The sequence below is a fragment of the Microbacterium sp. ZW3a genome (genome assembly GCF_057167165.1).
This window is the reverse complement of record NZ_CM169903.1, coordinates 2,926,191-2,939,397: the sequence shown is the minus strand read 5'-3', so window position 1 is coordinate 2,939,397 and position 13,207 is coordinate 2,926,191. Positions and strand designations below refer to the sequence as shown.

11 protein-coding genes and 1 pseudogene are annotated in these 13,207 nt (G+C 71.4%); all 12 read right to left on the bottom strand.

What is annotated here, in order from left to right:
- Positions 1 to 47 precede the first annotated feature (47 nt).
- The gene (locus ACU6WY_RS13725; protein ID WP_483821929.1) at positions 48 to 968 is read right to left on the bottom strand and encodes a Fic family protein; all 921 of its coding nucleotides are present in this window, start codon (positions 966 to 968) and stop codon (positions 48 to 50) included.
- A gap of 202 nt (positions 969 to 1,170) precedes the next feature.
- On the bottom strand, positions 1,171 to 2,454 hold the full coding sequence (locus tag ACU6WY_RS13720; protein WP_483820197.1) for a hypothetical protein: 1,284 nt from the start codon (positions 2,452 to 2,454) through the stop codon (positions 1,171 to 1,173).
- 115 nt (positions 2,455 to 2,569) lie between these two features.
- A complete protein-coding gene (locus ACU6WY_RS13715; RefSeq protein ID WP_483820196.1) occupies positions 2,570 to 2,932 on the bottom strand; it encodes a hypothetical protein in 363 nt (120 codons plus the stop codon).
- On the bottom strand, positions 2,922 to 7,088 hold the full coding sequence (gene eccCa, locus ACU6WY_RS13710) for a type VII secretion protein EccCa (protein ID WP_483820195.1): 4,167 nt from the start codon (positions 7,086 to 7,088) through the stop codon (positions 2,922 to 2,924). The genes ACU6WY_RS13715 and eccCa overlap by 11 nt, the downstream gene beginning before the upstream one ends.
- Complete coding sequence (locus tag ACU6WY_RS13705; RefSeq protein ID WP_483820194.1) at positions 7,085 to 7,879, bottom strand: P-loop NTPase family protein; 795 nt, start codon at positions 7,877 to 7,879, stop codon at positions 7,085 to 7,087. The genes eccCa and ACU6WY_RS13705 overlap by 4 nt, the downstream gene beginning before the upstream one ends.
- Entirely contained in the window at positions 7,876 to 9,213 is a 1,338-nt protein-coding gene (locus tag ACU6WY_RS13700) for a ubiquitin family protein (protein WP_483820193.1), read from the bottom strand. The genes ACU6WY_RS13705 and ACU6WY_RS13700 overlap by 4 nt, the downstream gene beginning before the upstream one ends.
- Positions 9,210 to 9,470 (bottom strand): hypothetical protein, encoded by a 261-nt coding sequence (locus ACU6WY_RS13695; protein WP_483820192.1) that lies wholly within the window; start codon positions 9,468 to 9,470, stop codon positions 9,210 to 9,212. Before ACU6WY_RS13695 ends, ACU6WY_RS13700 begins: the two co-directional genes overlap by 4 nt.
- A complete protein-coding gene (locus tag ACU6WY_RS13690; protein WP_483820191.1) occupies positions 9,470 to 10,543 on the bottom strand; it encodes a DUF6177 family protein in 1,074 nt (357 codons plus the stop codon). The genes ACU6WY_RS13695 and ACU6WY_RS13690 overlap by 1 nt, the downstream gene beginning before the upstream one ends.
- Complete coding sequence (locus tag ACU6WY_RS13685; protein WP_483820190.1) at positions 10,540 to 11,313, bottom strand: FHA domain-containing protein; 774 nt, start codon at positions 11,311 to 11,313, stop codon at positions 10,540 to 10,542. Before ACU6WY_RS13685 ends, ACU6WY_RS13690 begins: the two co-directional genes overlap by 4 nt.
- 103 nt (positions 11,314 to 11,416) lie before the next feature.
- Positions 11,417 to 11,707 carry a hypothetical protein gene (locus ACU6WY_RS13680; RefSeq protein WP_483821945.1) on the bottom strand — a complete coding sequence of 97 codons (291 nt, stop codon included), beginning with the start codon at positions 11,705 to 11,707 and terminating at the stop codon, positions 11,417 to 11,419.
- 262 nt (positions 11,708 to 11,969) lie between these two features.
- Positions 11,970 to 12,221 (bottom strand): annotated as a pseudogene (locus ACU6WY_RS13675) (hypothetical protein); the annotation flags it as partial.
- Positions 12,222 to 12,346: 125 nt separating this feature from the next.
- Complete coding sequence (locus tag ACU6WY_RS13670) at positions 12,347 to 13,195, bottom strand: hypothetical protein (protein WP_483820189.1); 849 nt, start codon at positions 13,193 to 13,195, stop codon at positions 12,347 to 12,349.
- Positions 13,196 to 13,207 lie beyond the last annotated feature (12 nt).

Below are 13,207 nucleotides of genomic sequence, written 5' to 3'. Positions count from 1 at the left end.
GCAATGATTGTGCCCCAAGACGGTCGGATGGATCGTAGGGTCGCCCGTCAGCCCTCGTAAGTCATGGGCATGTCGATGACCTCGAAGATCTCGGGCGCAAACCAGCGTTCGCGTCCTCCCCTGCCGTATGTGCCAAGGGAGCGGAGCCAACCGCGCTTCTCGGCGTTCTTTATGAGCAGGCGAGTTCCTTGGTTGGTCATCTCGAGCTCGTCTTCGACCGACTTGACCGTGACGAAGGGGTTCCGAACGATGATGTCCACGAGGCGCGGCAGTTTCGACCGTTCCTTGATCGCCTCCGAGTGGTACTGCTCCCGGATAGAGATCAGTCTGCGAGAGCGATCGACGGCGTCGTCTGCTTGTGCGCGCACGGCCTCGAGGAAGAAAGTGAGCCACCCCTCGATGTCGGCCTTCTCGCGCACAGCCTGGAGCCGCTCGTAGTACTCGTCGCGATGGGTTTCGAAGTAGTTCGAGAGGTAGAGCAGCGGCAGGGGGAGGCGCTTGCGCTCCATGAGGAGGAGGTTGATGAGTAGCCGCCCGATGCGACCGTTTCCGTCGAGGAACGGGTGGATCGTCTCGAACTGGTAGTGCATGAGGCCGGCCTGGACGAGCGCCGGCATGGCGCGACCGTCGTCGTTGACGAATCGCTCCCAATCGGTGAGGAGGTCGCCCAGGTGTTGAGGCAGAGGCGGCACGAACGTTGCGGACGTCGGCGTCGCCCCGGCCCGGCCCACCCAGACGGGCGAGCGTCGGAACTCCCCAGGTGACTTCTCCTCGCCCCGCACTCCGGTCAAGAGCGTCTCGTGGACCTGGAGGATAAGTCTCTGGGTGATCGGCAGCGTGGCTGCCAGCGTGTATGCCTGGTGTGTTGCCTGCAGATAGCGGTGAACCTCTGCCGTGTCGTCGTTTCGCGCGTCCGTATCGATCTCGGCTTGAAAGACCTCGGACAGCGACGCCTGTGTGCCCTCGATTCGCGAACTCGCGAGTGCCTCGCGCCGGAGGTACGTCCACGCTACAACTAACTGCGGGTTTCAGTTGGAGCGTCGCGATGTGGGTGTAACTCGAGTTGGAGCGTCGGCTTCACTCTCCAAGTGACGGAGGTGTCCGTTGGAGCGTTGATCACGCAACTGGCGGTATCCACGCCTCGGGTCGGGGAGACGACGCTCGTGCCGGCTAGCAGAGCGGTCCCGTCCGGTACTGCACCCACCAGCCCGGCATGCCGCTGTCGCCTCCGATGGCCCGGGTGACACCGTTCTCGACAGCGAAACCGCACCAGTACAGGGTGGTGCCGTCGACGAAGTAGCCGAGCGACACGGGTGTGGCGGTGAGCGGCGCCCCTTCGAGATCCGGGGGAACGAACTCACTATCGCTGGAGGTCGCGACCCACGTGGTGCCGCCCTGGAGGTACTGCATCCACTGGATGGAGCCGTAGAAGCCGCCGGTCGCCTTGGTGACCCCGGTGGCCGCGACGGAGCCGCGGTTGTACAGGGTGGTGCCGTCGATGACGTAGTTGCGGGTGACGGCCGTGGCCGTGGCCGGTGCGCGGAACGATTCCACCGACCCCCAGCTGTCCCGGATGATCCAGGTGCTCCCCTTGAGGTACTGCACCCATGACGCACCGAAAGCCGTCCCACCGATGGCCCTGGTGACGTTCGTGTCGACGCTGCTGCCGTTGAAGTAGAGCGTCGTCCCGTCGAGCAGGAAACCGAGGGTCAACGGGGTGGCCGTCGTCGGCGTGCCCGAGAGGGTGGTGTCGTCGAAGCTCTTCGTGCCGTCCACGATGTACCAGGTGTCTCCCTTGAGGTACTGGGCCCATTCGTTGAACGGGAGCATCACACCGAACATCGAGGTTCCCCCGACGACCTTGGTGACGTTGGTGTCGAACAGTTCGCCGCCGTGATAGAGGTTCGTCCCGTCGATGAAGAAGCGGACCGTCACGGGCTGGGCGGTCCACGGCGGCGTTCCGGGGCTCCCACTGGGGAAATTCCGCCCTTCTCGGAGCCCCCATCGGGTGGTGACAGCGGGAGAGTTCAGACCCGCACTGACCGTGCTCGCGCCGGAGCTGAGTGCGGTGATCGTTCCGGAGCCTCCCAGAGTGGGAATGGCGATCCCCGGGAGGGCGATACGGCCGTTCACGTCCGTGATGACGGTGCGAGTGGTCGTGCCGTCCGGGAATTGGTATCCCCCGGCGAGAGTCAGGGTCACCTCACGGCCGGAGGCGGGGACGCCGCCCACGGTGAGGACGAGGGAGGCGCCGCTGATCGTGCCGCAGGACACGCCCGCGTAGGACGGCTTGTCGAACGCGAGGCGCACCTCCGCAGGGTTCGAGGCGGCCGCGGTGGGGGCCGCGGTGGCGATGGCGACCGCGGGAACCGTCCAAGCGGCGCTCCGGAGGAGGGCTCGACGGTCGACTCCCGGGGGTCGATGTGCGGGGATGTGGCGATGTACGGCGCTCATGCGTGGTGCCCTTCGGGTGGTCGTTGCGGAGTGACCAGGAGGGCGCCGATTATTCGCAGGCGATGTTGCGCACTCTTTACACGTGGACCCCGAGCGCGGCGGGTGAAGACCGGGATCAGCCGAGGTGCGCGGCGACGCCCCCGCGGGCAGCCGCGGCCGCCTCGAGCAGCCGCACGCCGATGACACCCTCCGGCTCCCATGTCGTGAAGCACTCGGTCGACCACCGGGCATCGGGGGCGGTCTCGACGGCGCCGTAGACGCGCGCGAGCTCCGCGACAGGCGGCGTCAATCGGGGCAGGAGGACCGTGAGCACGACGCGATCGGCGACGACGACCTGCGCCGCCGCGCCCTCGTCGAGCGGGCGGATTTCGACGGGCGTCTCGGCGAGTTCCTCGGGCGTGAGCACCGCGGAGACTGCCCCGGCGAGGGCATCGATATCGATCGGTTCACGGGTGAATGCGACGCTGCTACGGGGCACGGTTGCCTCTTCTCCGGCGGGTCAGGGGTGGCTCATCGCCCTCCGGAACCGGGGGTGCGGGCGTCGCCGCGCGCACGGGCGGGGACCCAGAATCGCGGGGCGCGCCGACCTCTCGCGTCTCGCCCACCTCCTCGTCGAGAGGCGCGGGTACGGCGGCATCCTCGATCTCGGCGATCGCGTCAGTGGCATCCTCGGGCGACACATCTCTCACGACGGCCTCCGCCGGCGAGCCGGGGGAAGATGCATTCTCCGGTTCACCCGCACTGGCGACGAAGTTCGCTACCTGCACCAGGGTCGGACGCTCGCCGCGGCGGGCGAGGCGGCCGCGGCCGGCGATCATCGGCTCGGCGTAGAGCTTGGGCAGCAGCGCGCCCTCGGAGCGGTCGCCCGACATGATCAGCGCGGTGCCGCCGGTGTCGCGGATGCTCTGCAGCGCCACGTCGAACATCGCCCGCGATGCTCCCGCGACGGGACGGCTCACCACGACGTTCAGTCGCAGGTCACGCGCCGACGCGAGGTACGGCAGCAGCGGGCGCAGCGGCTCGGTGCCGCCGGCGGCGAGGACGTCGAAGTCGTCGGCGATCACGAGGATGCGCGGCCCCGCCTCGCGGTCGTTCTGCCGTTTTTCGAGCTCGACCGCGATCGACTCCGCCAAGAGCCGCGCCTGCCGATCCGACGACGCGTGCCCGCCGAGGTAGGCATCCGGGATCTCGGATGCCAGCTCCCCCCGCGCGTCCATGAGGGCGACGACGAGCTCCTCGGCGGAGTGCCGGTCGATCGCGCCCTGCACGATCCCGCGCAGCGCCGTCGTCTTGCCGCACCGGCTGTCACCGAGCACGAGCAGGTGCGGGTCGCGCGTGACGAGGTCGAGGGCGACCGGCTGCATCGTGTCTTGACGCAGGCCCAGGGGCACGGCATCCGGTTCGTCGATCGCGTCGGGCAGCTCGGACGGCGGCAGCACCTCGGGGAGCAGGCGGATCGGCGCCGCGCCCTGACCGCCCCAGCGGGCCGCGCTCTCGCGCGCGAGCCGTTCGAGGGCCTCGCCGGTGTCGCCGTCGTCGACCTCTTCGAGGAGGGGCAGCGCGATCTGCGCGAACAGCTTCTCGTCGGTGAGCACGCGGCCGGGTTCGTCGGCGCGGAGCGTCTGCGAGAGCTTCCGGGCGATCTGCGAGTCGGCCGGGTCGTTGAGCTTGAGCTCGAGGCGCGTGCCGATGAGGCCCTGCAGGTTCATGCGCAGCTCGTTCCAGCGCGAGAGGGCGACGACGACGTGGATGCCGAAGCTGCCGCCGCGTTCGAGCAGGTGCGCGAGCGGGGCCTCGAGGTCTTCGAAGTCCTGGCGCAGCGCTCCGAGCCCGTCGATGAGCAGCACGACGTCGGCGCTCGGCAGGTCGGGGAGGCGCCCGTCGGCGTGCTGCCGGCGCATGTCGGCGAGGGAGTCGAGGCCGTGGTCGCGGAATACCCGCTCGCGCACGGCGAGCATGCCGGTGAGCTCCTCGAGCAGACGCGTGAGTCGCTCGCGGTTGCCGCGCGTCGCGACACCGCCGACGTGCGGGAACGGCTCGATGCGGGCGAGGCCGCCGCCGGTGAGATCCATGCCGTAGATGCTCACCTGGCGCGGCGAGTGCGTGAACGACAGCGACGCGGCCAGCGTCCGCAGGAACATCGACCGCCCGGACTGCGGGGCGCCGGTGATCGACACGTGTCCGCCCGAGCGCGTGAGGTCGAGCATCCACGGCGACTGCGTCTGCGTCGACGGGGCGTCGAGGAGGCCCATCGGCGCGCGCAGCGTTCCGGCGCCGTCGGCCTGCGGCAGGACTCCGCCGAGCGTCAGCACCGGCGGGAGCGGGGGCAGCCACACGGGGCGGGTGCGCGCGACGCCGCGGGCCAGGCGAGACGTCGCCGCCTGCACGAGCGTGCGGCCCGTGGTCGGGGTCTCGGGCTCGGCGCTGTCGAGATGCTCGGCCTCGGGACTGTCGTCGGGCAGGTCGTACGCGGGTAGCGGCAGCACGGGCGGGGCGTCGTCGTGCCGCGGGCCCGACTCGAGGGGATCGGGCACCGGACCTGAGACGTACCCGGCGCGGAAGCGCGTGTAGACCGACGTGTCGACCTTGAGGTACCCGAAGCCGGGGATGGCCGGCAGGTGGAAGGCATCGGGGGTGTCGAGCACGACGGCCGACTCCGACTCCGAGAACGTCCGCAGGCCGATCCGGTACGAGAGGTACGTGTCGAGGCCGCGGAGGCGTCCCCCCTCGATGCGCTGACTCGACAGCAGCAGGTGCACGCCGATCGAGCGGCCGATGCGCCCGATCGTCAGCAGCAGCTCGACGAAGTCGGGCTCGGCGGTGAGCAGCTCGCCGAACTCGTCGATCACGAGGAAGAGGTGCGGCAGCGCCGGAAGCTCGGGACGATCGCGTCGCATCTGCCGGTAGTGCCCGATGGATGCCGCGTTCCCGGCATCCTTCAACAGGCGCTGCCTGCGCACGACCTCGCCCTGGATGCTCGCGCGGGCGCGCTCGGTCAGCTGCGGGTCGTCGGCGAGGTTGTCGATGATGCCCGCGACGTGCGGCAGGCGGGCAAAGGGCGCGAACGCCGCCCCGCCCTTGTAATCGACGAGGATCATGCTGAGGTCGTCGGGGGAGTGGGTGAGCGCCAGACCCAGGATGAGGGTGCGCAGCAGCTCGCTCTTTCCCGAACCGGTCGCGCCGATGCAGATCCCGTGGGGGCCCATGCCGAGCTGCGCCGACTCCTTGAGGTCGAGTAGCACGGGGCCGCCGCGGTCGTCGACGCCGATCGGCACGCGCAGGAACTCCGCGGCACTGCGCGTACGCCACGCGGCGGAGGTGTCGACGGCATCCACGTCGGCGACGCCGAGCAGCTGCGTCACATCGGGGGCGAGCGCGGTGCCCGCGTCTTCCGCCGAGGTGCGCGTGAGACGCAGCCCCGCGAGCGGGCGGGCGACGATCTCGAGCGCCGCCGGGGTGACGGGATCGATCCGGATGCCACTGACCGCGGCCTCGCCCGAGGACGGGGTCTCGATCGTGGCGGAGTTCTCGTCGACGGTCACGCGCACCGCGACCGTCGTCGGCTCTTTCAGGCGGTCGTCGACGAGGTGCACGACCGTCACGCCCAGGGCGGTGAGGTCGAGGGCGGCATCCAGGCGGGGAACGGGAGAAGCGGCGTGATCGGCCTCGTCGACGAAGATCACCAGGCGCCCGGGCTTCGTGCGCCTGCCCGCGCGGCGCGAGGCGGCGGCCGTCGCGACGCGGTCGCGCAGCTCGTCGCGCAGGAGCGACAGCAGTTCGGGCAGGCTCGGCGCCACCCGGCGGGCGGTGACGGCTCCGGCGGGCGGGGTGTCGCTCGAGAGGTGGGGCAGCAGATCGAGCCCGCGCCAGTCGTCGCGCTGTGCGGGGGCGATCGCGGCGGCGATGTGGACGTCGTCGGGGGAGTGGAACGCGGCGATCTGAGCGGCCATCGCCCGCGCCACGCGCAGGGTGTCGCTCCGCGCGCCGACGAGCGAGACCTGGCCGCCGCGCTCGAGATCGACGGTGGCGGGCATTCCCTGCGCGATGCCGGCGAGGCGCACCATGCGCTCGGCGGACTCGCGCATCACCGGGTCGAAGGGCTGCACCGGGTTCTGCTCGGGCGGCAGTGCGACCTCCACGGCGCGCAGGTCGCCCGTGCCGATGCGCACGCGCAGGAAGTCGGCATCCCCCGGCCGCCGCTCCCACCGCCGCGCGGGGTCGGCCGCGATCTCGACGAGCGTCGCGGGCGCGGGATGCAGCGCGAGCGCGGCGCCGCGCTGCGTGTCGGCGGTCTCGCGGACGCTCTCGCGCGTCTCCTCGAGGTAGTCGAGGTAGCGCTCGCGCTGCACGCGGCGCTGACGGGCGGCGTTGCCGCGCTGCGTGAGCGCCATGCCGAGTCCGCCGACGAGCGCCACGACGAGGATGACGGCCCCCACCACGACCATGATCGGGTTGTTGCGCAGCAGCACGATCATCGTGATCGACGACAGGCTGCCCACGATCGGCAGCAGCGATTGGAGGGGGAACCCGGTCGCGCCTTCGCCGATCGGCGGCGGGGGTGCCAGCAGGATCTCGGGCGCCGGTTCGACGGCCTCGCTGATGCGGGCGGGGCGGTGGACGATGCGGACGGTCATGCGGTCCTCCCCGTCGCGGCGACGAGGGTGGCAGCCAGCTGCACCACGGCGCGATGGGTCAGCGAGCGGCGGGGGCGTCCGCCCGCGGCGAGGCCCGCGTCGTACGGCACGGGGAGGACGGGGTGCTCGGCCCCGGTGGCGAGGGCGCGCGCGACGCCGTCGCCCGCGCGCGCGTGGTCGACGAGCGCGAGGGCCACCGACGGCGATTCGGGCAGCCCGGCGATCGCGTCGACCACCGAGCGTGCGTGTTCGGCCGGCGACCGTCGCGCGTCGCTCACGAGGCACACCGTGTCGCACAGGGCGGCGCACGCGGCGAGGTCGACGAGCGGATGCCGCGCCCCGAAGTCGGTGACCGACACGTCGAAGAAGCGGGTGATCGGTGCGGCTTCCCCGAGCCACGCCCCCACGGCGTCGTCGGCGTCGCGGGGGCGCAGCGGCACCACGCCGTCCCTGCCCTCGAGGCCCGTCAGCGCCTCGGCCGTCGTGCGCGCGGCGGCGCGGGTCTCGTCGGGGGCGACCGGATCGGCGCCCAGGCGCGCGGTCAGGCCCGTCGTTCCGGCGGAGACGTCGATCGCGAGCACGGGCTCGCTCCGTCGTGCGGCGATCACCCGCACGAGCTGGTGCGCGACCGTGCTCGTCCCCGCACCGGCCGAAAGCGACACCACGCCGATGCGGCGGGTCGTCGACAGTCCGCCGCGGATCGCGGCATCCCACCCGGTCAGCTCCACCCGCCCGTTCGCGCCGCTGCCGAATACCGCGGTCGACAGGGCCCGCAGGTCGAGCACGGTCACGAACCGCCGCCGAACATGCCGAGCAGCTCGGCGTAGATGCCCAAGGCGCCTACGAGCAGCGGGATCAGCGCCACCACCGCGAGCGTCTCGACGATGGTGCCGAGACCGCGCAGTCGAGCTCGAACGTGGGGCCGCGGGCGCACCAACACCATCGCCGCGATCAGGGCGGCGACGGCGACCGCCACGCCCGCACCGATCCAGCCGAGACCGCCGACGAGCAGCACGGCGAGCCCCGCGGCGGCGATGACCCCGGCCGCGGCCCACAGCAGCCACCCCTGCCACCGCAGGGGGAACGCGCGGGTGCGGAGCGCCGCAACGAGGAAGAACGCCAGCGCCAGCAGCTCGGTCCAGATCGTGCCCGACAGGGCGAGGACGACACCCGTCACACCCAGAACGGATGCCACGGCCCCCACGCTCCACGTCAGAGCCGCGTAGGCCTCGTCGATCGCGGCGAACGCGCGGGGCCGGGCGGGCGGGGCGCCATCGGCGGCGCGCTGGTCGAGGTCGGTCAGCCCCGCCGCCGACAGCGCGATCCAGGGCAGCGGGCCGGTGGCGAACGCGGCGATGACGCCGGTCACGGCCGATGCCGAGACGGCATCCACTCCCGCCAGCAGCAGGCCGAGGAGCAGCGACGAGAGGACGGCGCCCAGGGCCCCACCCGAGGCGGCACCCCGACGACGATGGGCCACACCCACGCCGAGGAGGGCGACGGTGAAGCCGATCGCGAGGGCGGCCGAGATCCCGGCGAGAAGCGCCGACGGTCCGGATGCCATCGCGGCCGCGGTCGCGCTCCCGATCGGCAGCGCGAGTCCGGCGGCGGCCGCGGACACGCACGTCGACAGGCGACGGAGTCCGCCGAGCCCCAGGCCCGTCGCGATCGCCGCGAGGAGCACGGCGGCCCCGAGGAGGGCGAAGGCCGCGGCCGTCGACGACGACCACGGCGACAGCCATCCGGCGACGGCGAACGCGGCGGCGATGCCCGCACCGCCGGCGACGGTGCGCGAGCGCTCGTCCCAGCGGTCGGGCCGGGCGTCGTGCGCGTCGGCGGCGGCGTCGGTGACGTCGATCACGACGGGCGGCGGGGGCGCGGCATCCAGACGGACCAGGCGTACGAGGGTGCCGTCGGGCAGGTCGAGCTGCTGCGGGGTGAGGGCAATGTCGATCTGCTCGCCGTCGGGGGCGATGACCGCGAGCGGGCGGGCGACCGTGCCGGCGGTCTCGCCGAGCAGGTCGAGCAGACGCGGGATCGCGGCCCCCACGGGCTCGCCGCTCGGCACGACGACCTCGGCGCGGCGTTCGGAGCCCGCGACGGTCAGACGGGTGTAGATGCTCACGGCGTTACGGCTCCGGTGGGGGTCTGGACGGTCGAGGTCGCTTGCTCGGCGCGCTCGGTCAGCAATTGCGAGACGAACGAGACGCCGACGCACGCCGCGCACGCGATCGCGGCCACGATGATCGAGCCCATCAGCCGCTTCCCATGGTCGTTGACCGTGCGGCGTTCGCCGATGTGGCCGTAGACGAGGGCGGCGCCCAGGCGCATGCGCTGGATCTTCGCCTGCTCGATGAGGACGGTGTCGCGCTGGTCGGGCATTAGCGCACTCCTTCCGAGACGCGCAGTAGTGCACGCACGTGCGGGGCGAGGTTGAGCAGCTCGCCGAGGCGCTCGGGATCGAGCGTCGCGAGGACGTCGTTCAGGCGGTTCCACCCGCCGCCGTCGGTCGAGCCGAGGGGCATCAGCACCCCGGGGAGCCGCGGGCTGCCGACGGTCGTGCCGCCGACCTCGTCGATCCAGCGCTTCGCGTCGATGCCGAGCGCGCGAATGCCGACGGGCCCGATGAGCAGCGCGAGCGGTTCGGGGTGGGGGGATGCCGTGGCCCGGCGCGCCAGGTCGGGCGCCCCGATCGCGGCGAAGGAGATGCCGATGAGCGGGAGACCCACCGTCGCAGCGCGCGCCAGGAGTTCGCGCGCCTCCGCCGTCGCCGTCTGGCCGCTCTCGCGCCCCACGCCGGGAACCGCGGCCCACGCGCGCGTCGTCTCCTCCAGGCCCTCGCTCGTGCGACCGACCTGCACCGTTGCGAGCGCGGCCCGGTCGCCTCCGCCGACCGCGACCCAGTGGCTGTCGAGCGGAACGCGCCGCCGCGACCGCTCGGTGAGGTCGTCGCGGTCCCACGGCGCGAGCAGCGGCTCGACCGCGCCCCACGCTGTCGGCTCGGCCCCGCTGAACAGGGCGACCGCGGCCTCGGCGACGCCGCCGAGCCGCACTGGACGCGTGACCCGGTGCCGCGTCGAGATCGTCGCCACGACCTGCAGAGTGGATGCCACCTGCGCCCGGACGAAGAGGGGGTGCACGTTCTCGGGGCTCGGTGAGTCGGCAGTGAGGGCCTCCGCGGGAGCATCGAGTCGCACCCCGCTGTGCCCGTCGTAGAACCCGTCGGCGCGCGTGCGGACGACCCAGTGGCCCTGCACCGCGGACAGCACCTGCGCGAGCGGCGGGGTCATGCGCGAGAACTCGCTCGACACGATGATCGGGCGCAGCCCCTGGCTCGCGGTCTTGTGCAGGAAGTCGCTCATCGCCGTCGTCAGGGCGATGATCGGCGCGCGCGTCTCGGTTCCGGCCCAGCCGGGGCCGGCCGCGTCGAGGAGAGGATGTGCGACGGTGCTCATGCGGCATCCCGGACGGTCAAGGTGCGGTCACCGATCTCGAGGACGACGGCGGTGGGCACGGGCGTGCGCTGGTGGGGGAGAAGCGGAGTCGAGGCGCCCGCGCCGCGGACGAACGTGCCGTTCGTCGAGCCCAGGTCGGTGACCCAGACCTGACGGCCGTCCCATTCGAGACGGACGTGCGACTTCGACAGCGTGCGCGACATGTCGGCCCAGCGGTAGACCTCGGCGGGGGCGTCGGCCGGGGCGGATGGGTCGCGGCCGAGGACGAGCGCGGTGTCGAGCGTGAGGCGCTCGCCCGAGTCGAGTATCAGCGTCGGGACCACACCGCGGCGGGCGCGGCTCGGCCCGGCGGTCGGGGCGGCGTCGGGAAACTGGAATGCCGCGATCGCCGGGGCGAAGGGATCTCGACCCTTCCGGAGATCGAACATCCCGAGCGTGCCGGATGCCAGCGCCCACAGCGCCGAGCCACCCGCGGCCGCGCCCGTGGTGCGGCGCACGATGCGGGCGTCGACGGTGGCGGCGCCGAGGGTGCGGCCGGTGCGGCCGAGAAGCCACACCGCGACGGCGAGGAGCGCGACCGCGACGACGACGACCAGCCAGCCCAGGGCGGGAGGTCCGGCGACGATCACGACGATGCCCGCCGCGAGCAGGGCCAGGGGCATGACGACGTCGAGCGCCACGGCGCCGACGATCTGCCCCGCGCGGGCGCGCTCGGTGAACACGAGCGGATCGACGTCGGCCAGGCGCAACGGATCGTGCGTGCTCGTCATCGGGCCCCCTCCCTCGACCTTCCACCCTAGGCGGGACGCTCCGACGCCGCCCGTTCGGGCCCTCCCTTGCGTGGATAACCCGCGGGGCGGCAGAATTACCGGCTCACCGGCGGGTCAGCGGGGTGTACTCGCGTCGCGCGACCATGGCGAAGATCTCTCGCGCGGCCGCTATCGAGATCTCCTCGAGGTCGGAATCGAGGGGAAAACGAATGGCGTGGTCGAGGACGCCTTTCGTGTCCGGATGCCAGGTGTCGACCTCGACGAGCATCTCGTCCACCGGCCCCGTCTTGGTCTGGCGCCTCCGGAACAGTCGCGCCGGGACGAGTCGACCGTCGATGCGGCGTTCCTGGACGAAGTAGCGGAGGACTTTTCCTGTCGGAGCTTCTCGTGCCACGCGGCGACGCGGTTGAGGGCGCGGAGGCGTGACAGGAAGTCCTCCAGTGCGGCGCTTTCCTCCGCGAACTCGGCGCGCCCCAACGCTCGTCGATTGGCACCTTCGGGGTGAAGCGGCGACGGAAGACCGACGCCTGACCTTCCACCATCTGCTCGCGGATGAAGTAGCGCGTGGACGGTGTCGTGGACGCCTGGCGGAGGACAGCCAGAGCCGCTGGCGGGATCTCCATCTCTCCCGCGGACCTCGGGTTCACAACGAGGCCTACCTCGGGCGCAGCGCCGCTGACGAGTAGGCGGCCCGGCATGAGCAGCGCGCTGCGGCCCTCGCCGAACTCCGCCGGCACCTGGTCGGTTGCGGTGAAGACGGCGAGGAAGTTCTCGTCGTTGCGATGAACGACGAGGGGCTGGATCGCCGTCGGGTCGGGCGTTCCGTCGACGAGAACGACCAATTCGGCTTGCAGCAGCGCCGGTGCCAGCCGCTCTGACGGCAGCTCCCCGGACCGCACCGACCTCATGGTGACTTCGAGGTCGTTCTCGGGGCGAGGCCCTGTCATGTGGGGCTCCGTCATCACCTGGTAGCTCCGCGTGAACCCAACTCCGCGAGCGACCGGGATCCGGAACTCAACCGACCAATCCGGCGTTATGCCTGGCTCGGGATGAGTTCTTCACCTTGAAGGTTTTCTAGCTGATCTACTGCGACCGTCGTTTCGTACACACCCATATCCATCCGCTCCAGGCCCGCCGCCTCTGCGCGCGGGGCATCGCGGCCGACATACACAAGGCGTGCGAGTGTGCGGGTGCCGTCGTTCCATCGACGGACGACCTGGAAGGGCAGTCCTCCGACGTCGGCCGTAAGCTTCAGCGTGTAGGGCTGATCGATGAGGTCAGCGTCAATGACCCGCGCCCAGAGTCGCCGCTCCGTCAGCTTGGCTCCATCGACTGGGGTGTAGGAGGCGAGCACGATGCGTCCGTCTTCTAGCGTGTCGGCAAGAGTGGGCACACCGTCCCATAGGGCAAATCGGCCGCAGACGTCCGAGGGCAGAGCATCACCATGGCCGGGCTGCCAGCCCGAGGCGACATTCGCGTACACCGCCAGGAACTCCTCACGTCCGTCGGAGTGCACCCGCCACAGTTCCGACCCGGGCGGCACTCGCGTCGGCTCGACCCACCACAAGGGCACGAGACCTCTCGCAGTCGGTGCGAAGCCCGTTCCGGTGAAGGGGGGCAGTCCTTTGAATCCTTCCCCGCCCTCCCCGGTGGCTGAGATAAACGTGATTCCCGCGCTCCGAAATCGGAGGACATCCACGTGCGTGCCGTCCGGTGCATCCTGATCGGAGGAGGGGTATCCATGCGCTTCGAGAAGATCGGATGCGGTGTGTGCCCAACCGGTGTCTCCGGCGCGCGCGACGAAGCCGCAGAGCAGATCGTCTCCCTGCGTCCACAGTCGTAGACGGTCCGGCGTCACAATTTTCTCGAAGATGTCCATCACTTGGCTCCCCCT

What these genes read in the sequence shown, in the direction of transcription:
- ACU6WY_RS13720 (WP_483820197.1), bottom strand. Translation starts at nt 2,454, where the DNA reads ATGAGCGCCGTACATCGCCACATCCCCGCACATCGACCCCCGGGAGTC.
- eccCa (WP_483820195.1), bottom strand. Translation starts at nt 7,088, where the DNA reads ATGACCGTCCGCATCGTCCACCGCCCCGCCCGCATCAGCGAGGCCGTC.
- ACU6WY_RS13695 (WP_483820192.1), bottom strand. Translation starts at nt 9,470, where the DNA reads ATGCCCGACCAGCGCGACACCGTCCTCATCGAGCAGGCGAAGATCCAG.
- ACU6WY_RS13690 (WP_483820191.1), bottom strand. Translation starts at nt 10,543, where the DNA reads ATGAGCACCGTCGCACATCCTCTCCTCGACGCGGCCGGCCCCGGCTGG.
- ACU6WY_RS13685 (WP_483820190.1), bottom strand. Translation starts at nt 11,313, where the DNA reads ATGACGAGCACGCACGATCCGTTGCGCCTGGCCGACGTCGATCCGCTC.